Raw genomic sequence first — 25,471 nt, 5'->3', positions numbered from 1 at the left:
TCTCCTCAACACTAGTTCGATTTCGTCCTCGCGAGTTCAAAGATGACTGATGGTATCGTCAGGTTCATGTCGTTGGTTAGGATGTCCTGGATTGAATCTCATCCTCAGTCTCGATTGGAACGCCGCGAAGCTGAAGCTGCTCTGCATAATGACAGGCAGCAAAATGATTATATCCTACTTCACGGAGTTCAGGAACGTGCTGGATACATTTATCCGTCTTATACGAGCATCGGGGATGAAAATGACAACCGCTTGGCGGATTGGCCGGATTCGGTACTTCCCCCTCCAGTATAATTCGTTCTTTTTTAAAATCCGGATTCGGTTGGGGCACGGCTGACATTAGCGCCTCCGTATAGGGATGCTGAGGATGCGAGAACAATGATTCCGTTGTCGCCAGTTCCACAATTCTGCCCAGATGCATGACCGCTACCCGGTCGGAAATGTTCTGTACGATGGAAAGATCATGCGAGATGAAGATATATGTGATCTTGAATTGCTCCTGTAAATCTTTGAGCAGATTGATAATCTGAGCCTGAATCGATACATCCAGCGCAGAGACCGCTTCATCACAGACAATCAGTCTGGGTTGTGTAATCAGCGCACGCGCAATGGCTATCCGCTGCCGCTGTCCTCCCGAAAACGCATGCGGGTAACGTTTCAAGTAACTCACATTCAGACCTGTTTTCTCCGCAATCTCCATCACTTTCGCTTCCACCTCAGCCCTGCTCAGCTTAAAGTTCGCAATCAGCGGTTCGGCGATAATATCGAATACGCTCATTCGGGGGCTGAGTGAGGAATACGGGTCTTGAAAAATCATCTGGATGTCCCTGCGATATGCCTTGATCTCTTTGCCCTTCAAGTTTAGGTAATTAACTTCTTTTCCATCTTCCGCATGATAGACTACACTGCCTGAAGAAGCATCCACACCTCTGACGATACAGCGTCCGAGCGTTGTTTTTCCACACCCGGATTCGCCGACAATACTGAGCGTCTCCCCTTCAAGGAGTTCAAATGAAATTTCATTCAAAATATGAATGGGTTTAGGCTTTTTGAACAGGGCTTTTTTGGATTTGACCTGAAAGCTTTTGTTCAGGTTGAGGACTTCAAGAATGGGTTTGGTCATTATACTTCTCCTTCTCTCTGGTCCGCGTACAAGAAACATCTGACCATATGCTGGTCGGAAATCGCGGTTTTCGGCACAACTTGTTGATTACATACGCCTTCAATCCTGTCCTTGCAGCGATCATAGAATCCGCACATTGGAGGCATGTTGATCGGGATCGGAACGGAACCTTCGATGGAATCCAGCCGTTTGCTTTTATTCCCTCCCAGTCTGGGCATCGATTTAAGTAACCCTTTCGTGTAAGGATGCTTCGGATTGTTGAAGATTTCCCTCATTGGAGCCTGCTCAACAATTCTCCCGAGGTACATCACCGCAACCTCATCACACATCTCGGCGATAATACCCAGATCATGGGTCACCAGCAGAATAGCCATGCCAAACTCCGCCTGCAGGCTTTTCATAAGTTCCAATACCTGAGCCTGAATGGTCACATCGAGCGCCGTCGTGGGCTCATCCGCAATCAGAATTTCGGGGTTACAGGACAATGCCATGGAGATCATCGCCCGCTGACGCATACCTCCCGAGAATTCATGCGGATATTGATCGAAACGCTTGGCCTGATCGGAAATCCCGACTTTGCTAAGCATCTCTAACGCGATTTTTTTGGCCTCTTTCTTATTCCTCGTCTGATGAATTCGGATCGCTTCCATGATTTGATTCCCGATGGTATACATCGGTGAGAAGGCCGTCATCGGCTCCTGAAAGATCATCGAGATTTTGCGCCCACGGATGGAGCGGATCTGCTTGCCCGTCGGCTTAAGAGACAAAAGATTCAGACCATGGAGAGTCGATTCAGAGTCGGAATTGTAAGTGATTGTTCCACTCGTTTCACATTCCTTGGGATTGATACTGATGATCGATCGACTTGTCAGGCTTTTGCCGCAGCCCGATTCCCCCACCAGCCCAAGGGTTTTGCCTTTGTATATATTGAAGTCGACTCCATCCACGGCATTCATGACGCCATTTTCCATCTGAATCCGAATCTTCAGGTCTTGAACGGACAGTAAAGGTTGCTCCTTATCAACAGCTTGAGTTGCCATGCTATCCCCTCGCTTGCCTAGTATTTGGACAATTATTTTTTGTACGGATCAGCCGCGTCTCGCAAGCCATCGCCGATGAAGTTATAGGTCAATACAGTCAGAATGACAAAAGCGAGCGGAATGAGCTTCCATGGATAAAGGGCCACATTTTCAATTTTTTGCGCCTCCTGAAGCAGCACACCCCAACTGGTTGCCGGCGAACGTACGCCAAGACCGAGAAAGCTCATAGCCGTCTCACCCAGAATCATGCTCGGAATCGCCAGGGTTGTCGCCACGACCAAATAACTCATGAAGCCTGGCAGCAGATGTTTGACGATAATCTTTGCGTCCCCTACACCAGCGATCTTTGCAGCTATTACATAATCTTCATTCTTCAACGAAATGAACTTGCCTCTGACCACCCGTGCCAGATCCGTCCAGCCAATAAAAGCGAAGATGATAACGATGTATAAATACATGGTCACGACCGGAATACGTGGCGGAATTGCAGCAGACAGTGCCATCCACAACGGCAGCGTCGGAAAGGAACGTATGATTTCGATGATGCGCTGTATCATGGAATCAATCCAGCCGCCAAAATAACCGGAGATGCCTCCAATAATCAAACCCAGAATAAAGCTAATGCCTACGCCGACCAGCGGGATGCTCAGCGAGATTTGACTGCCCAGCACGATCCGGGAGAACAGGTCACGCCCCATACCGTCCGTACCTAGCAGGAATATCCGCCCCGGCTCATCTACAGCGAACAAATGCGTCGACATGGGGATCAGACCTAGAAACTTATATTCTTCTCCCTTCACAAAGAACTTGAAGAAATGCTTTTTTTCGGTGTCCGGGACAAACATTTTACGCAATGTTTCGGGGTCACGCTCACTCTTCAATTCATATACAAACGGCTTGATGTGAAACTTGCCGTCCGCATCGACAAATCGAAGTCCCATTGGCGGGGCATTCACGTATTTACTGTCATAGCTTTGCAGCCCATACGGCGCGATAAACTGTGCGAACAGTGCGATGATGTAAAATGCGCCCAGAATGTACATGCTGATCCGGGCCAACTTATGTTTCTTGAATTTCTGGTATATCAGCCTCCACTGCGAGCTGTATACAGTATCTTTGGGTGCTGTTGTTACGGGGACTGCCGGCCTTTGACCTTTAAATAACGGTAGTGGTCTCATAATTAGGATCCTCTGAACTCTGTACGTATTTTGGGATCAAGCCAAGCCAGCAAAATATCGGAAATCAATGTTCCGAGAACCGTCAGCAAAGCCATGATCAATAAAAAGGTTCCAGCAAGATACATGTCCTGACCGAGTAATGCATTATGCATAACTGGCCCTTGAATCGGCAGGTTCAATACGATTGCTGTAATGGTAGCGCCGGTAAAGATGGAGGACAGTGACCAGCCAAAGGTACTCACAATAGGATTCAAGGCTGCACGTGTCGGATACTTGAACAGGATTTGCATCTCTGATAAGCCCTTGGCGCGGGCAGTAATGACATTCGGTTTGTTCAACTCGTCGAGCATTTGTCCGCGCATGATCCGAATCAAATCCGCAGTACCCGAAAGTCCGATAACAATAACCGGAATCACCATATGCTGCATTAAGTCTTTTACCTTGTCCATGGACCACGGCGCATTCACGTATTCGTTGGAGAATAAGCCGAGCAATGGATTACCGAACCACTTATAGGAAAAGAACATGAGAATAATGGCTAACAAAAAGTTGGGCGTTGCCATTCCGATAAAGCTCAGGCCGGAGAAAAAATAATCGCCCGCAGAATACTGCTTTACCGCCGTATAGATCCCAACCGGAATCGCGATTATATAATGGAAGGCCATTGTCACCAGCGAGACGACCAGAGTCAGTCCCATATACTGCTGAATCACCGCCATCACCGGTTTGTTATAGTTGAACGAGAAACCAAAGTCGCCATGCAGAATGATTTTCTTTACCCAGACGAAATATTGTTCATAGATTGGCCGGTCGAGCCCCAGATTCGCCCGCATGTCATCCATCTCAGCCTGGGTCATGATATCGCCAGATGCGGACATCTTGGCTGAGTAGGAGGATACGTAATCGCCAGGTGGCAATTGAATAATGTAGAAGACGATAAAGGAGATCACAACAACAACAGGAATGGCCAACAGGATTCGTTTTAAAATGTATTCAAACATCTATTCCTCTCCTCTGCACCGCGTGAATGATACAAAAGGAAACAATAGCAAGGATAAGCCCCTCCTCACTATTGTTTACCTGAATGCTTCACCAGCTATTGCTTGATGAAAAATTGTGCCGGATGGCCTTGACCCAGCGAGCGATACTCATCGGACCAGATGAGATCCGTAGGGATGTTATGAATTTTATTCGAGGCTGTAATCAGCACCGGAGTTGGTCCCGCATATCCGATTACCCATTGATTCTTCTGGTGCAGTTTCACAATCTCATTGCTATACTGATTGATTTCATCCAGTGTCTTGCTTGCTTTCACTTTTTCCCAATACTCAAGGATCTTAGCGACATCCCCTTCAGGCTTGACACCTTCCTTGCCGCCAGATTGGCTGTATAAGCCGTAATGGCCGAACCATGGTGTGATAACACGGAGCGGAACCATTGTATCCGGTCGGAAGGCTACGTTGACGACAGAAATATTCTCGGTAGTCATCGGAATCTTGTTGGCATATTTCATATCAAAATGAGTGCCTCCGTCAACCACTTTCAGGTTCGTTCGCAGCCCCATATCCTCGTAGTATTTCTTAAGCAATTCAAGGAATGGTGCTGTATCGGTCGTATTCTCAATCACGGTAAGAGTCAACTCGGATCCGTCAGGGTTCAGACGGAAGTTGTCTTTATCCCGCTTGTTCAAACCTAACTCGTCAAGAATTTGGTTAGCGCGTTCAGGATCGTATTCCGCCCACTGCTGGGCCCACCCTTCCTGATAGCCCATTACGCCTTCCGGTACGGAAGCTTGAATCGGCTCTCCCAGTCCACTGGTGACAATCTCAGACACCTGGTTACGATCCACCCCAATGGAGAGTGCTTCCCTGAACTTGATGTCCTGGAACAGTTTGCGGAGATTCGGATCTTCCGTAGTCTGGTTTAACTGTACTCCCGCGCTGGACCAAGCTGGTTGTGTCCAAGGGATAATACGGTAGTCACCTTTTTTCTCATTCTCTTTCAGTACCGTGAAGTCTTTGGAATCAAAGATCACGAGGTTGTAATCACCGGCAAGCGTTCCAAGTACCTTTTGGCTCGGATCTTGAATCTTGGTCGCTACAATCCGGTTAATATACGGAAGCTGTTTGCCTTCTTTATCTGTTTTCCAGTAGTACGGGTTGCGCTCCATGACAAACTGATCGCCGTTAGGATCATTGGTTGGCACCCATGCTCGGAGTGTAGGAATCTGGTAATGCAGCCAATCCGTATACCCGGTTTCCATCAAGAATACTTTGGGATCTTCATAGCCCCACTGCTTCGTAATCTCCAGTGTTTTGGCATCCCCAACGAACTCAGGAAGGATGGTTTTGTGAAAGTGTGCAGGAGCGAAGAACCATTTGTTATCGATGGCCACACGTTCCAGGAAGAGCACACTTGGATATTTGTGAGTTACGGTAAACGTGTAGTCATCCACCTTCTTCACTTCAGCCAACGCTCTATCCCCGGTAACAGGGTCAACGGAATAATAAGCGTCATAGATCTTTTTGCCAAAGGTCTCTTTGGTCAACATATGCTCCCAATAAAAGAGAACGTCATCCGCAGTGAAAGGAACACCGTCGGACCATTTCATGCCTTCTCGCAAATGGATGGTAAACACGGTTGAATCATCATTCACTTCATAGCTCTTGGCTACGTTTGGCTCAACCTTGTTTCCTTCCTTGTTGAAACGGAACAGCGCTTCCTCTGTCGGTTGGCCTATCCCCCACTTATCAGGAACACCAGTCCAAGGCATGTTCCAATCTCCACCATATTGCCCGATTTCCTCGACGACCTCTTCAACCATAATGTCTTTGGAAGCCGGCAGGCGCTCAGCCAGGGCAGGCAATTTACCTTCATCGACAAGCTTTGTCAGCATCGGGGCTTCTTTGGCACTGTTGTCCGTAACAACAGGTTCTTTCACTGTTGATTCCTCATTTTCGTTGTTAGACGAAGATGTGGAGCATCCCCCCAGTATTGTCGTGATTAGGACAAGAACAATTAACAAGTTGCTTTTCCTTTTCAAGCTAAACCCCTCCACGTTTGGATTTGCCATTAACTTGCCTAAATATGCTCTGGTTGGCGCTCACCTCCCTAACGAAATAAACCCTTTATGTACATATGTAGATACAATTAAACCGGTTTAATTTTTATGCAATAGAGGTTCTCAATCGGGAAAACATCTCATAGAATTAAACCGGTTTAATTGACATATAAGAAAATGTAAACGCTTTATTTGTATATAATACATGGATGACTACGTTCAAGCAATAGGGATTTCACAAAAAAATTCTGTTTTTTCAAATTCATTTCAGGAATAGTTCCGAACAGTTCTGATCTGCTCAAACAACACCCTCACTCATAAATCCAAGTATAGGTTCCAATTGTACTAGGATTATTATCCGATCATCAATTTTTGGTAAAATTCTACATGAACTTCTCTTATTTGCGGTTTGCAGCTGTATTTAGTCGAAAGCGGAATTTGGCATCTTCGCCGAACCACATTGGGAAATTGGTACCCCAGATATTGTTATGCAGATTAAACTGCCACCCGGATTCAAGCGAAACAAACGAGTTGTCGAATTGCAGCAGTCTTCTCTGTCCAGGTGCGACCAAAGCGGAATCCAGTGCTTCAATAGAGGCCTGGCCATCTGTGCCCTCATAGAATACTCCCTTGTCTACAGCATGTAGATTACGGTTGCCGTCTTTTACAACATTCAACGGAGAGATTCGTCCTCCAAGCTTGTCCATCATCCACAGATTGGGGTTATCCACCTTAAGTCCGCATCCAAACCAACTGGCCTCTGGAAGACGATTCGCTTCTTTTCCAAACCATTGCAAACTAACCTCTACCACTCCTGCCTGTGAAAACGTATATACCAGCTCCAGTTCCTTGGGTGCTCCGTACAATTCATGACTTTCTGTTGGCATGGACAACCGGAACCCATACGTATCACCATTAGCATTGCCTGACTTGTGCATATCGGTCACGATTGGCAAGTACACCTGATGGCTTGGCAGCGGGCGCACAAATTCAAAGCCAGGCTTGCTGAAATCGGCATCCGCCCAAGGATGGGTCACAAGCAGGTTCTGCATATAGGTACGGAAATACCTGTCGTAATCCTGCGTCCCGAAGGTTTCATAGGCATAGGCTCCGAACGGATGCTTCGCGTCCACCCAATTCTTTTCCTTCTCGTCCGTCAGCTGAATCAGTGCACCATTGTTATTGAAGGCCAGCTGATATCCGCCACTACTATAAACTTGATGACATGCCGCAGATACAGTACCGGAAGATACACTTTTAACTGGATTTAGTTGTTCAAAAGCTTGCTTCGCTTCCTTCTGTTTATCATCACTCAGGAACGCCACAGCCGTGTCCAAATATCCCCGCTGTTCCGCCCAAGAGCTCTCTATCATGGAATAGGTACGGCGGCTCGTCTCTGAAGAGAATAGTCCGCTGGAATGACTGTCGAACTCGTCCATGGCGAATGCACCGATATATTGAAATTTTGCAGGAATATCCTCCACATCGACGTCGTTCATTTCCCGCGCCCGGTTGAAGTCAGGCTTGGCATAATTCCGGAAATCTGGAAGCCATTTCTTCACATCAAGCCCCCACGTATGCTCCACAACCAGCAACATGGCATCACTCATGCCTTTATATTCAGCGCTTGCCGGATCGATTCGGCCATCGGTCAGCCATTTGTCTCTTAACCGCTGCAACTGGCGGAATCGGGCTATTTTAAGCGGGTCAGTACCGCCTCCGTGAATCCAAGTATCCCCGAGCTCTTCACGTACAACAGGTAATTGGTCCCGAACCTGATCAAGGTGCACCGCAAATGCATCAAGAGACGAAGCCATAATCTCTGCATCGGGGTATCTTTCCTGGATATGCTGGAATTGTTCACGAATCTCTTCTGCGCTTGGCGGTCCGCAATTGTCGCCCGTATGGGCAAACAACAAGATATCATCGATACCTTCAATTTCGACTGCCTCTCCGTAGGTGTCCGCATAATTGACAATGATCTCACTGCCATCCGCTGCCTGCCATCTGAACAGTTTAGGCACATCCGGGCGCATGGAAGCTGGATTAACCCCAAGATGCATATACCGGAGACCCGCTTCATTCATCAAAGGCACCATGGACAGGGTATGCCCGGGTACATCGGTCATTTTTGCTGCAATGGTCGTTTTGCCAAATTGTTTATCCAGCTCCAATCCGATGGACAATCCGTAGCGAAATAATGAGGGGTCCATCAGCTCGGTGTGCGTCGTGAACGGTAATCCATGCCATACGATATGACCTTTGTGGATCGCTTGTTCCATGGCCTGTTTTCCCTCTTCGGACGCATGATTCAGATAATGACGGATCAGCCAGGAACCCGTAGTCCATATGAATTGCTCTTGTCCTCCCTCTGCTTCCAACTGCGCGGACAGTGCGATAGCTTTGGGCACATACTCTTCCATGTACTGCTTTACGACGTTTTTCGCCAAGTGCGTAAATCCGATATCCAGGTGAGTTTTAAAAACAACATGTACTTTTTTACGGTTAGTCATCGTTGTCTGAGCCTCCGTTGTTAGATTCACAGTTAATACTGTTTATTTGAACAATAAGCATGGGAGACCCGCTTCATGTGAAAGCGAGTCCCCTCGTTAATCATCGCCTAATCTAAAATAACATCATTCGTTAATGCGCCTTTTTCCTGCGGTCCTGTTGGTCCTCCTGCAAGTAGAGGCTGACCAAAGAAGGAGCCTTGGGACGGATTTCCGAATTTATAGACAGATAAGCTGTTCGGATTGCTGTAATCCCTGTCCAGCCATGAAGGCCAAGCATTTCCCAGACCGTTGCCTGTTCGGGTATTCGGATAATACTGAAAAGCCTGGATATTGTTCCAGGTATCCCATGCCGTTCCCTGATTCGTTACATCAATCAACTGGGTCACGACAAGTTCCTGATAGACATGATTGCCAGGATCTTTCCACATCCCATGGGAACCAAACGCGGAATAAGCGACAGGATGTGTATTGTTTACTTTGTCCACTTCACCCCAGGAGTAGGTTGTACCAAAAGAATGCGCGCCATAGTAAACTTGAACCGGCTTCACATAGTTACTGTTCTGATCGGTGAACTTTGCCAATCTGACCGTGACCCGCTCCCAGTCTCCGACATGATCTCCCACTTCCGTGCCAAACACCGTTTTCCCAAGATCATAGGGACTGAACTGGAAATATACTAGATCGACGTTGTTATACTCCTTCTCCACCCAAAACGCGTAGATCGGCGCATTAGCCAGATCGCCCGTAAAATACGGCAGTTTCAGGGTATAGGGATTCAACTCCGTTTTGGTCTTGAATTCATATAAGCCTGAACCTGGATTCACATAGCGATCCACATAAGGCAGGGTATGTTCTACCGAGGACGGAAAATAAACTTCGCCTTGGGCAAACCAGATCTTGGGTGCAAAGGTTTGCAATATTTCACGCTTGGCTGTGTCGCTGTAATCGTTACCCGGAACGGCAACTGATGTGGCATCGAGCGGCGAGATAGCTTCAACCTTCAGGCTAGATACCGAATCATTGATATCTCCGCCAACATAGATCGCATCTGCGGTCAGAACCTTGGAGTATCCAGCGAAATTGTAGTCTTTGTACAATGTTACCTTATACCCTGGGGCTACGCGAAGTGCAGAGATGGCATCATTGCCTACTCCAGCCTTCAGTTCATCCACATTATAGCTGCCAATATCAAACTGCTGCTCAAAACCTCCATAAGGCGAATTGGAATATGCGATAACTGGTTTATTGGGGCCTCCGATCTTCTCTACTTTCAGACTGGAGGTCGCGTCGTTAAAATCATCAAGCCATCCCGCATCGACTGTCAGCGTTTTGGTATCACCGGAGAAATCCTTGTCTCGATACAGGGTCAATCGATATCCCGGGGCTACCTTTACCGAAGATATTTTGTCGTTGCCAACCACGTTAAGCTGATTCACATTGAACTGACCAATCCCAAACGGTTGGGAGCTGCCTCCAAAGTCTCCATCCTGGTAAACCGTTACGGCATTGTCCTCTGCCGCCTGCGCAGGCTGCGCCAGTGGAAAGAAAAGAGATACTGCCAAGAACGAAGCTGCAAGCAAGGATTTGATTGTCATATTCGGGCTCCTCTTCGAATAATGATTTCGTTTATTGCCAACGTTCGTACGTTCATTTCTTTTGGCTCTGCAGGTCATTTCCCAGGATGTATGGTAGCGCTTTCTGGAATATCCTCCCTTCATCCTTGAAAGATAAGTGGCATACCTTCACACTAATATATGTCATTGACATATACAATGATATAAGTGTAAATTTTTCTCTATAAAAACTTCATATAACTACTATTATTTACAATATTTTTGCATGAAACGGTAACGAACATAACATATTGTGCATTATTGAGTTTGAATAAGATAGCAAATTATATATGTCACTGATATATAAAAAAACCTCCCTTATCATCAAAGCGAGATAAGGAAGGTTTAAATGGCGGAACCGGATCGATCCTCATTGATTGAGATTACGTACGGAGCTTCGTTCGATGATGGTTGTGTTTACCTTGATGGATAAAGCTCCTTCTCGGGAATTTTCCATACGTTTGCACAGCAAATTCACTGCTGCCTGTCCAAGCTTCTCTGTTGTTTGTCTTGCCGTAGTCAGCGGAACGGGCAGTAGACTCGCTAACTGGATGTCGGAAAAGCCAATGATGGACAGTTCCTCAGGTACCCGCTTGTGGATGAATAAGGACGTGTACAGACAAGAAGTCGCGATATAATCATCCGCACAAACAACGGCTGTCATTGCGGGATTACTTTGAATGAAATCCTTGAGTTGGAGATTCGCTCCATTCAGGTTGAGCATATAATCCTCTGCGCAATCCAGGCAAATATTGCGACCGTTAACAGGCAGTGCATAGTCTAGCATGGCCTGCACATAGCCTTTATAGCGGTCCTCCCGGCTCGTCACTCCATCAAACGGCATGGAGATATACCCAATTTCCCGATGTCCTCTTTCGATCAAATATTCCGTCAAGTTGTAGGCACCCTGATAATGGTCATGGTAGACGCAATCAATATTGACCTCACGGAAGATTCGATCGATGATCACCAATGGATAATTTAGCAGGTTAAGCTCCAGCACCTTTTCACTGCAGCGTGTTCGCCCCCGTGGAAACAGAATAATTCCATCGATTCCTTCCTCGTACAACTCTTGTAAGCAGAAGCTCTCATCCTCTTTATCCGTAGTGATCCGAATGAGCAGCTGGCACCCTGATTTACGTGCTTCCTGCTCGACGGATGCTATAATTCTGGCTACGTAATCATCCATATTGGGGAACAACAGGGCAATTTTTCGCTTCATAAGCTTCTTGTCTGTAGTTACATTCCCCGATAATGACTCCTTACCCGGGCCGCCCAAATAATCACCCGACACAAATGTACCCCGCCGCGCCAACCGATAGACAATACCTTGTTTCTCCAAAATTTGCAGCGCAAGCTTGGCTGTCATACGGCTGACAGAATACAGTTTGGCGAGCTCACCTTCTGAAGGCACGGGATCATGTGGCTGCAATTTCCGGTTACGGATTTCTTCCATCACCAAATCGGCAGTTTGCAAGTACAACAACGGCTTCCGATGTGGTTCTTCCATGTGAACACCTACCCCAGTTCCGGTTTTTACGATCATTCTATCATTTTCTCATGTAAAAAAGTAAAAATAGCCCTTGAGCAGAAGGTAGAATGACATTCAATCCTTCTGCTCAAGGGCATGCAAGCAAACATTTATTTATTTGACTTCGGCATTTAGTCGTTCAATAAGTTCAATCAGCTCCAGCGGTTCACCGACTGTGTGAGTCGGACGTTCTGTTTCATCCACCGGCTCATGGGGATAACGCGGCGTCCAGCTCTGAAAGATACTGGTGATGCCTAGTGCGTTGGCTCCCTTCATATCACGGCTTAGGTTATTGCCAATCATCACTGTTCTTGAAAAATCCCCTTCCGACAAATCAAGGGCACCAATTGCTGCCTTGAACATCCGCGGGCTTGGCTTGCTGGCTTTAATATTCTCCGAAATAATCATTGCGCTAAAATAATCATGAAGTCCATGCTGCTTAAATACGTTCTTGAAGGATTGTGCATCGCCGTCAGCAACCAAGGCCAGCGTGTACCCTTTTTCATGAAGCTTTTGAATCGTGATATCCGCACCCGGAATCAGATCCGCACTCAGAACAATTCCTTCTTCGTCCCGAATCTCGGTCGATTCATCAACGATGGTATCGCCGCTGTCAAAAAAGATAATTAACTTTTTGTCGTCCATGTTCGTTATGACCGTCCTCTTCATTCAATTGGTGAAACGACTTGCCGGTTTCCACTTGACCATGTAATCCAACATTGATGTTCTAATAAAAGGTATAGCGCTTAATCTAATGTTACAATGGAGACGAATAAAAAATCAATCATTATTTCGTTGTGCTTATGCAGAGGCCTGATCTAACCCTAATCATCTTTGCTGGAAAATTAATGAGGATCAATTGGTCGGTAGTTGGAGGGGCTGCTGCTGACCAAACTGTTTTGCTTTTACTGCCATCGCTTTATCCAGCCTTGCTCTTAATCCACTCATCCATTCCGGCTCATGCGCCCATTGTTCTGCCCCAGATCGAAGCACACGTACATAACCGTACAGATTGGCAAAGCGACGACATGCCGGGAACATCGACTCCATATCATAGGCGTCTCCTGCTTCCTTCCAATACCCTTGCAAGAATATTCGCTTCTTCTGTTCCCATTCATCTGGCTGAATTTCATCCCGTAAACTATCCAGAGTCTGCTCCACATCCATTGCGTACCAGTGGTACATGGCGTCATCGAAGTCAATGGCGTAACAGGAATGACTCTCCTCGTCATAGAAGACATTATCCAGTTCAAAATCATAATGAATTAACCCGAAGTTCTGCTGGGTAACGGGCCAATCTGCAAAACAATCCCGGAGAACTTCTACCTCATTGAGCGCTGCAGTCTCGCCAGGAAACTCATCCAGCACGTCCTTAATCCAATCCAGTACATCGGTATAAGTCCAGCGTGTCGCCTGTTTGGGTCTGTATTCGCGGGATAAACCATGCAGCTTACCCAATGCCTCACCAAAGCTATACACGATCTGGTCATTTAAATCGATACTGCCCATCTGGTTACCGGGAACTCGTTTGAATACGGAGGCATAATACATTCCCCAAGGCGTATGAGCCTCTACCAGCTCTTTTCCTGCATGGGAAGGTACAGCTTCCATGGCACCATATTGGTTTAGTTTAAGATAGGACAGGAACTCTAGCTCCGCTGCAAGATTGGTTTGATTTTTCTCCTCTACAGGGGCAAAACGAAGCAAGTGAACCTTTCCCTGATCCCTGAACGGATACACGGCATTGGAGGATATACGATAATACTGGAACATGTCCAGTGACTCCGGATCATAACTCCAGTTTTTCAAAATCATCTCGGCGAGATCGTTATTATGGAATAAATATTTAAGTTTTAACATGGGCATATCTCCTTAGTGGTCATTTAATATAGAACGCTATTAGAGTTCCGAATCCTATTTTTGCGCGCAAAAAGCCGCAGGCTATGCCTGCGGCTTTAAAAATTCTAGGTACACGAGGATTATTGCATAAGCAAATAAACCTCGTGTACACCAGGAAAAATGAGCAGTTATATCCCTATATGTCGGCAGACTTCAGATCGTCACATTAGCAAACTCCAAATGCTTCGCCATGTGTCCGTTGCTCTGCCGGATCTATTCAGTTCGTAATCACCTTAATTGTTGTTGTCACACTTTGCATCATCTTAGCCCGTCGTTTCATGACGCTCACTCCTTCCGAAAAACAAGTCATTTCCATAATACTCCATCAGATGATTATCGGCAACGAATATCAAGACTGTGTAACAACCATTCGCTCTACGGTCTCGGTGTTCTCCTTATACCAAACCATAACGACATCTCCCTCTTTCAGATCAGACACCTGAATGGATGAATTAGCATTTTGGTTGTTGCCTGGGGTACCCACGCCCATGCCTTCCGTGATATCCACATCCTCACTGATGTTCAATTTCATTTCGATGCACGTATCTTTCATATCCATGCTTCCGCCTCTGGAGGCGCCTGATCGTCTTCCATTTCCATTATTGGAATCTGTGGATGAGTTATCCTCCACTTCAAGCAACGAGATCGTGACGGTACTCCCTGTGGCAGAGATCACTCTGCCTGTAAGATCGGCATTCATCATCCCCCGCATATCGTCCTGACCGCCTGTTCTGTCATTCATCCCTTGCCCTCCGCCCCTCTGTGTTCCTCCATTCATGCCCGGGCCGCCACCATTCATACCTTGTGCAGAACCGGTATTCGTAATGTTCTGGGCAGTAATTGCATCGCAGGCAGAGAGCAAAACTGAACAGGCCAACAACAAGAGCATAGCCGATGTGAGATAACTATTTTTCCGCATACGGATCACCTTTTTCTCAGGGAAGAACGTTCCCAGCCAAGTTTTCTATGAAACATGAAGTTATACGCATCTTTGAATCCCATGTACGACAATACAACCAGCAGCGGATATACGGGGTAGATATACCTCGATTTAATCTCCCACAGAATGTAGAACCCGATAAATCCGAGAATAACCAGAATCAAAGAGACTTCGTCATACCGCTTTCCACGAATTCCACCGACTAAGCGAATAAAAATAAAACAGTACATCATGAAATTTATCACATAAACGATCCAAAGCACCCCCGTCCGGTAGACGGAATCTCCTTTGAATAAGTCTGTTACCGCATTGGTATAACTGTAGGAGCCGGCAATTCCGCCACCTCTTCCTCCTCCCATACCCGAGGAGCTTTCATTGCCGATGCCATATCGATCCATTTGGTAGGTACCTTCGGTCCACGTCCAAATGATCTTTTTGTAATACATCTGGGCCAAGTCACTTAAGCTGGCTTCCGACAGCTTGCGTTCAATCTCCTGTTTGTACAGTTCTGTACTTTCAGCTTTATTATAATTGGCTTCTCTTTGATAGATCTGGTAGCTCTCCATGTTGTCCCAAAAGCCGAATCGTTCCAGATTAATACCCATGTTCAGCCACATATAGACCGGTGCCGAATTTTCCCCAACAGGTTCACTTACAGCACCTGAAGATTTTAATACCGCATTCTGAGTCCACCCTGGAACGTTAAACAGAATAGCCAGCACGAAGATGGAGGCAATCACTTTCTTGAATCCAATACTTCGCATATTCAGCAGGATGGTTAATATAACAGCAATAAGCACTATCACGCCAATGCTTCGGAAGTAGTTGCCAATCGCGAGCAGAATGGCGGCAATGACGATCGTCTGCCAAGACTTTTCACGTATAAACCGAATCAAAAAGTATAAACAAGACGTTAGAAATGCCGTAGCAATTACATCGTTATAGATCAGGTTGTTCAGGAACAGGGATGGCAGATACGTGGCTGCAAAGATCAGAACTCCGTAATCACGTTCCGCGGACTTATTATTTAACTGTTTATAAATGAGATAAATCATTAATGTCGTTAACGTTGAAAACAAAATATTGAACAGCTTGATCACCAGATAATTATCCGGGAACAGGTACAGCAATGTTTTTAGATACAAGACGGTAGAAATGTTGAACGGGAACATGTGCAGATATCCGCCCGTTTCGAATGATGAATAGTCCTGATCGTAGAGCATGTTCATCGCGAGTGAAAGCACGGTCTGTGAATCATCCGTAGGCACTCGTGGAAATACGAAGATAATTATGATTTGAATGGCCAGAGAACATAGCAGCACCACCGGAACGACAACCTTTGGACTGTATTTGTTCAGCTTCAGGCAAAGGCGGTATAGCCCGATACCCGAAACCAGAAGCAAAGCAATCACCGGGATAAAAATACTCCACTGCTGCGTACCAAGAATCGGATTATCCCCATACAAGGTGTAGTTGTACTGCGCCCGTACAAACAGGGACGAAACGATAAACACGCCGACAAAAACAAGCAGAATGAGATATAGCGACTTATGGATCACCTTAGACATGCCAAAACTCCTTTTCCAGTACAGGATTCGGGAATAGTATAATGCCTCTACCTGAAAAAAGGCTGAATTCAGATTCATGCTTAAGAATACTCATTGGGGGATGATTTCAAGCACAAAAAAGACCGTCCCTTGGATAAGGTAACGGTCCGTATTTCTATTTTTTTGACTTTGTTAAACCTTAATGTTGATATGCAATTGACGAAATCCAAGAGCAGATGTACAAAGATGGGCTTGTTTGTCCGCATTGCGCGCTTCAATGGTGTTTGCAACCAATATTCGCAAAATTATATTTGGCTGGGTTCCGTTATATAGACAACAAGGAATATGAGGATACCTCATCGAATAAGAAAAATATGTTGGTCGAATCGTGCCTGTTTACTGTCACCGACATGAACATAAAGCTTCGGCCTTCTGCTTCTTCTTGTTAAGCTAACGGGCAGGTTTGGGATTAGCAATCCATAAGAAACAACCCAAGTTGAATTAGGGCAAAATGTAGTAACTGTAAAGTTAGATATCCCTCATGCACAAAGGAGAACTGAAAATGAGAAAACTCGTTCTATTTCTTCACGCATCGCTTGACGGTTTTGTAGAAGGGCCGAATGGCGAAATGGACATTGGCTGGGTTGCCTACGATGCTGATTTGGAGAAACACGCGAAAGAAATTCTGAGTACTGCCGACACTGTCATTTGGGGGCGTGGGACTTATCAGATGATGCACAGTTACTGGCCATCTGTGCCTTCGAACCCATCAGCTTCGCAACATGAACGGGATCATGCCGAGTGGATCGAAAAAACAGCCAAAATTGTTTTTCCCACGACGCTGGAGACCGTTGAATGGAATAATGCAAGACTCGTGAAAGAAGATATCGAAGAAGAGATCAATAACCTTAAACAGCAGCCAGGCAAGGATATGGTCATCCTCGGCAGTCCTAGGTTCGCACACCACCTTATGCAGCTTGATTTAATTGATGAGTATAAAATTACGGTTTCTCCCGTACTAATCGGTAAGGGATTGCCATTATTCCAAGGCCTCAAGGAGAAGATCAATCTTAAGCTAATCGAAAATAAGACCTTTGATTCTGGAGCCATAGGTCTCGTTTACCAGACGGTAAGATGACCTTGTCACTTAAGGTGTTTACGCTAACGGTAGACGTTAGCTCAAATTAACCGCCTTTTCACAAAGGCGGTTTTCTTATGGTCACAAATTAGAATTTAACATAGCCATTTTTAAAAAGAGTATAGGACTTTAAGCTAATCGTTGAACATCACTTCTCGTCAATATACTTGATTAAGTCGCCTGGCTAACATTCCAGTCTTCACAAATTTTCCCAAGGGTTTCGATTGTGATCGATTTGACTTCAAAACCCCTCCGTTACCCATTATCCAATGGTATTCAGACGAACTCCTGTTTTCTCTTAGCCAAAGCATACATAGACATACCCTTATCCTTCAGAACTTGTTCGAGAGTGAATTTGATCATCTGAAAACATCCCTTAACATAAATTAGCCTAAAGAGTGAGTTACATTTAAGCAGATTCTGACACCTTGGATTCTTACAATATATGCTATAATCAACAAAGCAATAGAATAGGCTTAAAGGGTCGGTCGGCTACCTCGCCATGAAGGGAGGGATGCCCTGTGACAGTGTTTGAAGCAATCATGTTGATGCTTACCTTTGGTACGCTCATCGTTGCCATTCTGTCCGATAAACACAAATAGACCGCCCCCCTCGCAAAAGGATGCGGTCTATTCATGATCATCTTTCTAAGCGAAGCCCACCGCCCTTAAAAGCGGCTATTGCTCAGAGAGTCGTGTTACCAGCACGGCTCTCTTTGCATTTTACGTCTAATCTGCTCTAATTATACCATACTCAAATCTTTGAAGTCACATATAAACCGTGTTGATCCTCATACAATTCCTATTACTCGTACATATATTTACGGTACTATCCACTACTTCTTTCGCTTCTTTTCCCGAGCCTTTTCCACATTCACTTGCACTCGAAATTCCACGATCCGGCGGATTAATTCTTCTGGCAATGGTTGATCCAATGGAAATTGAACCGACCCTTTGGCTCCTTTATACTGTGAGAGTTCTTCCTTAAACGCTTCGATCCCACTGGCACCCGGGTAAAATCCGATATGCTTGGAGTACGCTGCAAAATGAACCAAGTTCCCATGCTCTGCATATGTTGGCATCTTGTAACTGATCTTCTCCACGGCATTGGGAGCGGAATCGCGAATAATCTGTCTTAATGATTGTAATTTGACCTGTACATCTGAAGGAAATTGCGCGATATATTCATCTACCAGCACATCAAAAGAAGTACTCTCTGACATCTTAAACTCCTTCCACCACGTCCATTCGTGGTACGCTTATTTTTCACAACGTCATGGCTCGGCCATTTCGCATCAAATAATCTTCCTTGGCTTTGTAGTCGGGCATAATACTGCCCAGTCGGCGCCAGAACGAACGATCATGATTCATATGATGGATGTGGCATAACTCATGAATGATCACATAATCAATCACCTCTAGTGGAGCCATCGCCAAGCGGTAGTTAAACGTCAGCTTTTTATCCCAACTGCAGCTTCCCCATTTGGTCGCCGATTCCACGATGTCCACAGACTTCGGCTTCACCTTCAACTCCTGCTGGTAACGGCCGATGCGCTCACCGATCATTCTTTTACACTCGGCAACATAAAACTTCTTCAGATTCGCACGCAAATCCTCTTCCGAACATCCCTCTACGTTAATTAACTCATGCAGCGCATGTTCCTTACCAAAGAGTAGAAACTTCCCTTTGCCTTCCTCTTCATATTCTTTCGCTTGAGGACCGTCCAACGCCTGCTGCATCAGAGCTGATTTCGTCAAAATTACTTCCCCATGTTGCGCAACAAGCTGCCGGATCATGTCTTCGCTGGTACCATTGGGAGCCTTGATTGTGACCATATAGGGTAAATCCATCGTGATGGAAGCTTTCTTCCGTTTCCCATATTCGATGTGACAGTTAATGATGTGATTGTTTATTTCAATAGTTAGCATAACCTGCTCCACTTCTTCCAATATTTCAATTTCAAAATTTGGATTTATTCATTCAGATTGTAACCTATTCAGTAACTCTATGCATAATGTTTAGCGACATTATATATCTCGTATTGAATTTTTATTCATTAATATGTATTATTATAAAATCGTAAGTTAGGAGGATAGATATGACCCCTAGATCGAATCCGGATTACAAAACCATTGAGGAACTATCCCTCAACCATTGGCAGCCCTTATCCACCTTGCTTTTTGACGGATGGGTACTTCGTTTTGCACAGGGATACACGAAGCGTGCCAACTCTATTCAACCCCTCCACTACTCTACCCAAGATGTGCATGAAAAGATCGAGCACTGCGAGCGAATCTACACTTCCAATCAGTTAAGTACCATATTCAAGATTACGCCGTTTATCCAGCCGGATCATCTCGACCAGCTTTTGCATGAAAAGGGGTATGATGTTGTGGATCTGAGCCGGGTTCAGACCCGGAGCCTGGAAACCATTAAGGAGCCTGAGCACTCTGCTGTAAAAATGGACGAACAGTTAACCGGAGAGTGGTTGGATCACTTTTGCAGACTAAATCAGGTAAATGATCTGCAGCGGGGAACGATGGAACAAATGTTGACCAACATCCGTACGCGCACAGGTTTCATCTCGCTGTTCATCGACGGACAAGCCGTTGCTTGTGGATTCGGTGTGGTGGAACGAGGTTATATTGGATTGTATGACATCATTACGGACGCTAACTTTCGGAATCGGGGACTGGCCGAGCAGATGATCCTTCATCTGTTGCATTGGGGAAAAGAGAATGGCGCTACCTCCAGTTACCTGCAAGTAGTTGCTAATAATGCTCCCGCATTAAAACTGTATGCCAAGCTTGGATTCTCGGAAATCTATACATACTGGTATAGGGTCAAGGAAGCTTAGGCTTTCCTACAATCACTCCACCAGCATAAGCCGATGGCTTTTACAAACTTTTCAGTTTATTGAGGTCGGTACCCAGACGCACACTCAATCTGCCGTGCATCCCTTGTGCAGAAGACAAGCTCACATAAAACCAACCCGTTGACCAAGCTTGGTCACTCCAATAAGTATGCTCTTTTCCATCTGCTGGGACAGTATAAGACATTTTTGCGGTTCCAGCAGTAGAGTCTTGGTTGATCGTGAACGTGAACGCTTTCGAACCTGTGTTTTTAAAGCTCACCTTCACATATTTAAATCCCACCGGGATATTAAACTGTTTCGTAGTCGCAGTACCTGCGAGCTCCTCATTATTAATTACTGATAATGCCGTGGATGTAGTGACAACTGTTTCATTATTCATTGATGCTGTTGTTATTACTGTAGTAATGATCGCGGTGGCGGCTAGAACAGCCATTGCCATTTTTGTGATGTGTTTTATGATGTCACCTCCACCTGCTATATCTCTGTATTATACAGTTTAAGAAATCTCTCCTGTGAAAGAGCTGGTTATCAGCTCTGATTGCGCTCCAATTGTTTTTCGATCCCCAGCCTGTCGATCTGAATCCAGTATTCTGCAATTCTCTCATTCTCCACTCGATATACCGCACTCGCCATTTCAATCACGGGCAGGTTGGTCGGCGCATATCCATCCACTTCTCCAACATGAGTACCCACTTGTCTCCAGCGTACATATACTTTATCTCCCTGTGCAAGCAACTCCTGAATCTGCAGCGAAAAATCCCCGTACGCCTCGATCATTTCCCTCACATGATCCGCATAGACGGAGGGCGTTCTTGTGACTGTCACTTCCTCTTCCGAGATCACCTGGTGAGCCAGTACCTGCTCGGCCATCAGTGTATTGGCATAATCAAGATTACGACCCGAGCGCACTTCTTCAAAAAAAGTTCTGACAATCTGTTCTGGTGTCATCCGATCCACTCCATTTTTCGTTTTATCATGCATTGTACCAGAAGGAACTAATACTTACTACGTTATCTGTATCTTAAAAATACTAATTCAATTTATAGAAGTTAGTTGAAATTTTTCAAACTTTCATGAATAAAAAAGAAGGTACTCCGTCCTTTCTGGACGTAGCACCTTTCGTTATCCCAATATTACGGACTAACTGAACCGCCATTGGCGTTCAATGTCTCACCGCTCACATAGCTGGATTCCTGGCTCGCAAGGAACACAAACGCAGGGGCCATTTCAGCAGGCTGTCCTGCACGGCCAAGCGGAGTATTGGAGCCGAAATCAGCAAGCTTCTCTACGGGCTGTCCACCAACCACCTGAAGCGGTGTCCATACTGGACCTGGTGCGACGACGTTCACACGGATGCCTTTGCTGCCGACTTGCTGAGCCAGCGCTTTGCTGAAGGTGTTGATTGCAGCCTTTGTTGTCGCATAATCCAGCAGGATTGGAGATGGCTTGTATGCCTGAATAGAAGACGTGTTAATGATGGAGCTGCCTGGCTTCATGTGTTTCACAGCTGCTTTACAGAGCCAGAACATCGAATAGACATTAGTTTTGAATGTCGCATCAAATTGTTCTGTGGTCAGGTCGGCGATCTGCTCAACAAACTGCTGTTTACCTGCCACGTTGGCGAGGATATCGATCCCACCGAGCTCTTTTACAGCAGATTCAATGAGTTCTTCGCAGTATTTCTCATCCTTGAGGTCACCTGGAATCGCAACAGCCTTGCGGCCTGCCTCTTCGATCAGCTTGACCACTTCCTTCGCATCGGCTTCTTCCTCGGGAAGGTAAGCCAGAACGACATCCGCACCTTCACGGGAAAAAGCGATGGCGGCTGCCCGACCAATACCGCTGTCTGCTCCGGTTACAACAGCTTTACGGCCGGTCAGACGCCCGCTACCTTTATAGCTTTTCTCACCTGCATCAGGTACAGGAGTCATTTCACGTTGAAGCCCGGGCTCCTCCTGCTGCTGCTTCCAATCTGATGTTGCCTTCGGATATTGTGTCGTCGGATCTTGCATGGTGTGCTGGTCTTGATTAGCCATGTACAATTCCTCCTCAGATTAATTTACAATGATCACTACGATCACAGAATAACCTTACGATCGCTGTTATCCCCAGATTTTTTTCTCTCCTCTTATAAGGGGAAAATCCGGGGATAAAGGCGAACACTCCGTTTCTCCAGGTTATTTCCGCGCTCTTCGTTATCATGTAAATTTTAAATTTATTTATTATGTTGTTTTCATAAAAGTTGCACTCTTTCCTTTGTAACCGAGATGGGTGGAATTTAAACTGGCTCTGAATATTTCCATAGCAAACCTTCCGACTTTGAATCTCCAGTGACTGGAGGTTGTATAATAGATCCTGAGGTGATTTCATTGAACCAAAGCAAAGATACATATTCGATCGGTGAAGCTGCCAAAATGATCGGCTCGACTGTCAAAACGATTCGTTATTACGATGAAATCAAGTTGCTCCGGCCCTCTTTTCATACAGAAGGTGGTCACCGTCTCTATACACCGCAAGATGTATGGCGGCTGGAACTTATCACAACGCTTCGCTATTTGAATTTTGGCATATCGGATATTCGCAAGCTGATGTCCGGTGAACTTGGCGTGTCCCAGGCGCTGGATCTACAGATTGAAGCCTTGGAAACTCAAATCGGGACCATGAATTCCATGCTCTCCGTTCTGCAACAAGCGAAACAGCATGAAAAGGAAGATACACTCCATTCCGGACATTCTCTAACCTATGTTTCAAGCCTAGTGGATTCGCTGACCGCCAATGCCCAAAAAAGAAAACAATTCGTTTCGGCCAAAATGGAAGAATCTCAGCTGCTGGATGGTATTCCGCATGAATGGAGAGTTTCGTTTCTGCATTTTTTCGACAAATACATGATGAAAGATACAAAGCTATCTGCCCAACAAACACTGGCATGGAAGGAAATCCAGGAAATCATCAACGATCCGGCCTATATCGCCGATCTGGCCCGCCTTGAACTTCCTTTCTTCACCATGGCGAATCATCCACAGATTGAAGCAGATGCCTGGGTGAAAAAAATGGAGACCCTCCGCATTCGTGCCACTGAAGCTCTGGAGAAACGTTGGCCGTTAGATAGCCCCGCAGTGCAGAGCATGGTATGGGATTTTGTGATGATGTACGCCAGTATTGAACATGCTGGAGATCAGGAAGCATTTTTTCGCAAACAAGCTCGATATATGCTCGACTCCGTAACAGAGCGCATCCTTCGTTTTAACAAGCTCTGCAAGATCGTGAATCCCGAATGGAGCGAGATCGTAGACGGCATTAATCTGTTGCAGGAAGGCATGCGACTGCGATTAAAGCAAATGGAAGAAGACTGAATTTCAGTCCTCTTCCATTTTTACATTCAACCTTTTTTCAATGAATAGGATGTGTGTTCTCCCACTTCACTGTCCAACTGAAGCGGTTGCCCTTTCAGATAGTGGTTAAAGAAGTCGATTGTTGTATCATTTACAATTTGGTGTGCTTTCCTTGCATCTACACCCTGTGACCATTCCAGAATGGGAGATATCAGATAGAGGTCCGAGAAGCTTAAATGTTTGGTATTACTCAGCTCCATCCAGTAGTTCCTTCCCGCGGTCACCGGTTCATAACGTGTATACACTTCTTCGTAGTATTTCTCGGCTTCCGGACGAGTGGTGCCCATAGCTGCAATCTCGTCGTCACTCATGACACTTGTACCTGCAACGGTTGTGTCCGCGCTCATCATGAGAAACGGTTTGCCTACACCTTCAGCAGGAATGCGCTTCTCTCCAAACAATACGCCATCCATGTTCATACCTGCTTTGACACGAGGATCATCCATCAGTATCTGTACGGTTGTTGCCCCGCCAAATGAATGTCCAAACATGCCGATGTTGTCCAGATCCATATGACCGTTAAAACGCCCGTTTGCGTCATTGGCAGCCAGCTTCTCCACTTGATCCAGCACAAATTGCGCATCCTTCACCCATGTCTCGTTGAGCTTGTCCATATAACTGAACTGCAGTTGATCGAAGCCTTCCTTGCCCTCCGATTCAAACTGCGCCACACGCCCATCCGGGAACACCGAGACCAGACTGCTGTACGTATGATTAATGCCCACAACAATATAACCTTGGCTGACCAGTTGCTCCACCTGGAACGTATTTTGGTTTTCATAACCATGCAGGCCATGAGAGAAAAGGATGACCGGATACTTGGCTTCCGCATCAGACAATGATGCCTCCAGAATGGCATGGGTTTTGACTTGACTCAGGCTTGAAAATAAAAGCTTTGGCAGCTTCAGCACATCATTAAAGGCTGTTGCATACACTTTCGGATCATTCACATAAGGAGCCGTTGTTCCCTTGGTGTCTTTATCCGTTGGATACCAGATCTGCACCATCAATTCCCGTTTGTCTCCGGCTGTACTCGTCAGCAATTCCTCCCGGCTCTCGTCCGTCCAATCGTAGGAAACCGTACCGATTCCGTAAGGTCCTGTTGGATTATCAAATGAAAATACCGGAAACAGAAGTGGCAGCCCCATCGTCACGGCAGCATATACCAATACCAACAGCGATGTTCCGATGATTCGAACACGTCCGAATTTCCGCACGACGGCTGATTTTGACCTCTTAGCGATTAACACAATCAGTGGAACCAGGGTGAGCAGATACGCCGGAATCATAGGCCAACGCAATCCCTCAATCACCCCATGAACCAACAATAACACAACCGATATGACCAATCCTCCCCACACCATTTTCCGAGATTTGTTCCGGTTCCCAATCAACCACATTAGCATTACTACATTGAAAATAAGATAGATCCATTCCAGAGTTCTCATTATTCCTTGCCCCCTTCTCTGCCACAATTAAAATTAAAATATATCGTGCAGCAGCTCTTCTATCTCCAATCATAAAACCTCCAGTTACAGGAGATTCAAGGGTGATTTTTGAAAACAAAAAAATGCACTCCCTGTATGACACTGGATCTCCCGAAGGTTCTCCTATGTATTCA

At 45.8% G+C, this 25,471-nt stretch carries 23 protein-coding genes; 4 read left to right on the top strand and 19 right to left on the bottom strand.

The annotated features are described in order from the left end of the window. Positions 1 to 76: 76 nt before the first annotated feature. From AC3ITG_RS04315 to AC3ITG_RS04260, 12 genes are all read right to left on the bottom strand, one after another. On the bottom strand, positions 77 to 1,123 hold the full coding sequence (locus AC3ITG_RS04315) for an ABC transporter ATP-binding protein (protein ID WP_489252912.1): 1,047 nt from the start codon (positions 1,121 to 1,123) through the stop codon (positions 77 to 79). After that, the gene (locus tag AC3ITG_RS04310) at positions 1,123 to 2,163 is read right to left on the bottom strand and encodes an ABC transporter ATP-binding protein (RefSeq protein WP_489252911.1); all 1,041 of its coding nucleotides are present in this window, start codon (positions 2,161 to 2,163) and stop codon (positions 1,123 to 1,125) included. The genes AC3ITG_RS04315 and AC3ITG_RS04310 overlap by 1 nt, the downstream gene beginning before the upstream one ends. Before the next feature lie 32 nt (positions 2,164 to 2,195). Continuing rightward, positions 2,196 to 3,341 carry an ABC transporter permease gene (locus tag AC3ITG_RS04305; protein ID WP_489252910.1) on the bottom strand — a complete coding sequence of 382 codons (1,146 nt, stop codon included), beginning with the start codon at positions 3,339 to 3,341 and terminating at the stop codon, positions 2,196 to 2,198. 2 nt (positions 3,342 to 3,343) lie between these two features. Continuing rightward, positions 3,344 to 4,342 (bottom strand): ABC transporter permease, encoded by a 999-nt coding sequence (locus AC3ITG_RS04300; RefSeq protein ID WP_024631276.1) that lies wholly within the window; start codon positions 4,340 to 4,342, stop codon positions 3,344 to 3,346. 95 nt (positions 4,343 to 4,437) lie between these two features. Beyond that, positions 4,438 to 6,282: an ABC transporter substrate-binding protein gene (locus AC3ITG_RS04295; protein WP_413375363.1), complete on the bottom strand. Its 1,845-nt coding sequence runs from the start codon at positions 6,280 to 6,282 to the stop codon at positions 4,438 to 4,440. Positions 6,283 to 6,800: 518 nt separating this feature from the next. Next, positions 6,801 to 8,915, bottom strand: coding sequence for a DUF5054 domain-containing protein (locus AC3ITG_RS04290; protein ID WP_489252909.1), 2,115 nt, complete (start codon positions 8,913 to 8,915; stop codon positions 6,801 to 6,803). Positions 8,916 to 9,022: 107 nt separating this feature from the next. Then, complete coding sequence (locus AC3ITG_RS04285) at positions 9,023 to 10,510, bottom strand: Vps62-related protein (RefSeq protein WP_489252908.1); 1,488 nt, start codon at positions 10,508 to 10,510, stop codon at positions 9,023 to 9,025. 388 nt (positions 10,511 to 10,898) lie between these two features. Further along, positions 10,899 to 12,074, bottom strand: a complete 1,176-nt coding sequence (locus tag AC3ITG_RS04280) for a GntR family transcriptional regulator (protein WP_489252907.1) — start codon at positions 12,072 to 12,074, stop codon at positions 10,899 to 10,901. A gap of 99 nt (positions 12,075 to 12,173) precedes the next feature. Then, the gene (locus AC3ITG_RS04275) at positions 12,174 to 12,704 is read right to left on the bottom strand and encodes an HAD family hydrolase (RefSeq protein ID WP_413375355.1); all 531 of its coding nucleotides are present in this window, start codon (positions 12,702 to 12,704) and stop codon (positions 12,174 to 12,176) included. A gap of 210 nt (positions 12,705 to 12,914) precedes the next feature. Continuing rightward, positions 12,915 to 13,919, bottom strand: coding sequence for a phosphotransferase enzyme family protein (locus tag AC3ITG_RS04270; protein WP_413375353.1), 1,005 nt, complete (start codon positions 13,917 to 13,919; stop codon positions 12,915 to 12,917). Between the two features lie 388 nt (positions 13,920 to 14,307). Beyond that, a complete protein-coding gene (locus AC3ITG_RS04265) occupies positions 14,308 to 14,877 on the bottom strand; it encodes a hypothetical protein (protein WP_489252906.1) in 570 nt (189 codons plus the stop codon). Between the two features lie 5 nt (positions 14,878 to 14,882). Beyond that, entirely contained in the window at positions 14,883 to 16,466 is a 1,584-nt protein-coding gene (locus tag AC3ITG_RS04260; protein WP_489252905.1) for a glycosyltransferase family 39 protein, read from the bottom strand. A 541-nt stretch (positions 16,467 to 17,007) separates the two neighbouring features. Between AC3ITG_RS04260 and AC3ITG_RS04255 the strand changes: the two genes are divergently transcribed. Together AC3ITG_RS04255 and AC3ITG_RS04250 are read left to right on the top strand one after the other, a co-directional pair. Then, complete coding sequence (locus AC3ITG_RS04255; protein ID WP_489252904.1) at positions 17,008 to 17,583, top strand: dihydrofolate reductase family protein; 576 nt, start codon at positions 17,008 to 17,010, stop codon at positions 17,581 to 17,583. A 521-nt stretch (positions 17,584 to 18,104) separates the two neighbouring features. Further along, positions 18,105 to 18,185, top strand: a complete 81-nt coding sequence (locus tag AC3ITG_RS04250) for a putative holin-like toxin (protein ID WP_489254410.1) — start codon at positions 18,105 to 18,107, stop codon at positions 18,183 to 18,185. Positions 18,186 to 18,418: 233 nt separating this feature from the next. Here AC3ITG_RS04250 and AC3ITG_RS04245 read toward each other — a convergent pair whose 3' ends face one another. Then, positions 18,419 to 18,805, bottom strand: a complete 387-nt coding sequence (locus AC3ITG_RS04245; protein ID WP_489252903.1) for an iron chaperone — start codon at positions 18,803 to 18,805, stop codon at positions 18,419 to 18,421. 43 nt (positions 18,806 to 18,848) lie between these two features. After that, positions 18,849 to 19,511, bottom strand: coding sequence for a M48 family metallopeptidase (locus AC3ITG_RS04240; RefSeq protein ID WP_489252902.1), 663 nt, complete (start codon positions 19,509 to 19,511; stop codon positions 18,849 to 18,851). A 170-nt stretch (positions 19,512 to 19,681) separates the two neighbouring features. Here AC3ITG_RS04240 and AC3ITG_RS04235 point away from each other — a divergent pair, with 170 nt between their 5' ends. Beyond that, positions 19,682 to 20,440 (top strand): GNAT family N-acetyltransferase, encoded by a 759-nt coding sequence (locus AC3ITG_RS04235; protein ID WP_489252901.1) that lies wholly within the window; start codon positions 19,682 to 19,684, stop codon positions 20,438 to 20,440. A 40-nt stretch (positions 20,441 to 20,480) separates the two neighbouring features. Here the strand turns inward: AC3ITG_RS04235 and AC3ITG_RS04230 are convergent, their stop codons facing one another. The 3 genes from AC3ITG_RS04230 to AC3ITG_RS04220 all read right to left on the bottom strand — a co-directional run bounded on the left by AC3ITG_RS04230 (position 20,481) and on the right by AC3ITG_RS04220 (position 22,494). Further along, entirely contained in the window at positions 20,481 to 20,897 is a 417-nt protein-coding gene (locus AC3ITG_RS04230) for a phospholipase domain-containing protein (RefSeq protein ID WP_489252900.1), read from the bottom strand. Between the two features lie 89 nt (positions 20,898 to 20,986). Beyond that, positions 20,987 to 21,406 (bottom strand): ester cyclase, encoded by a 420-nt coding sequence (locus tag AC3ITG_RS04225; protein ID WP_063567144.1) that lies wholly within the window; start codon positions 21,404 to 21,406, stop codon positions 20,987 to 20,989. A gap of 185 nt (positions 21,407 to 21,591) precedes the next feature. Further along, positions 21,592 to 22,494, bottom strand: a complete 903-nt coding sequence (locus AC3ITG_RS04220; RefSeq protein WP_489252899.1) for an SDR family oxidoreductase — start codon at positions 22,492 to 22,494, stop codon at positions 21,592 to 21,594. A gap of 333 nt (positions 22,495 to 22,827) precedes the next feature. On the opposite strand from AC3ITG_RS04220, the gene AC3ITG_RS04215 reads away from it, so the two are divergent. Next, on the top strand, positions 22,828 to 23,811 hold the full coding sequence (locus AC3ITG_RS04215) for a MerR family transcriptional regulator (protein WP_489252898.1): 984 nt from the start codon (positions 22,828 to 22,830) through the stop codon (positions 23,809 to 23,811). A gap of 26 nt (positions 23,812 to 23,837) precedes the next feature. On the opposite strand, the gene AC3ITG_RS04210 is transcribed toward AC3ITG_RS04215, so the two are convergent. Further along, positions 23,838 to 25,151, bottom strand: a complete 1,314-nt coding sequence (locus AC3ITG_RS04210; RefSeq protein WP_489252897.1) for an alpha/beta hydrolase family protein — start codon at positions 25,149 to 25,151, stop codon at positions 23,838 to 23,840. 4 nt (positions 25,152 to 25,155) lie between these two features. Beyond that, positions 25,156 to 25,416, bottom strand: coding sequence for a hypothetical protein (locus AC3ITG_RS04205; protein WP_489252896.1), 261 nt, complete (start codon positions 25,414 to 25,416; stop codon positions 25,156 to 25,158). Positions 25,417 to 25,471 lie beyond the last annotated feature (55 nt).

The sequence above is a fragment of the Paenibacillus sp. GL_099_B genome, from assembly GCF_057835695.1.
This window is presented reverse-complemented; position numbering and strand designations above follow the sequence as displayed.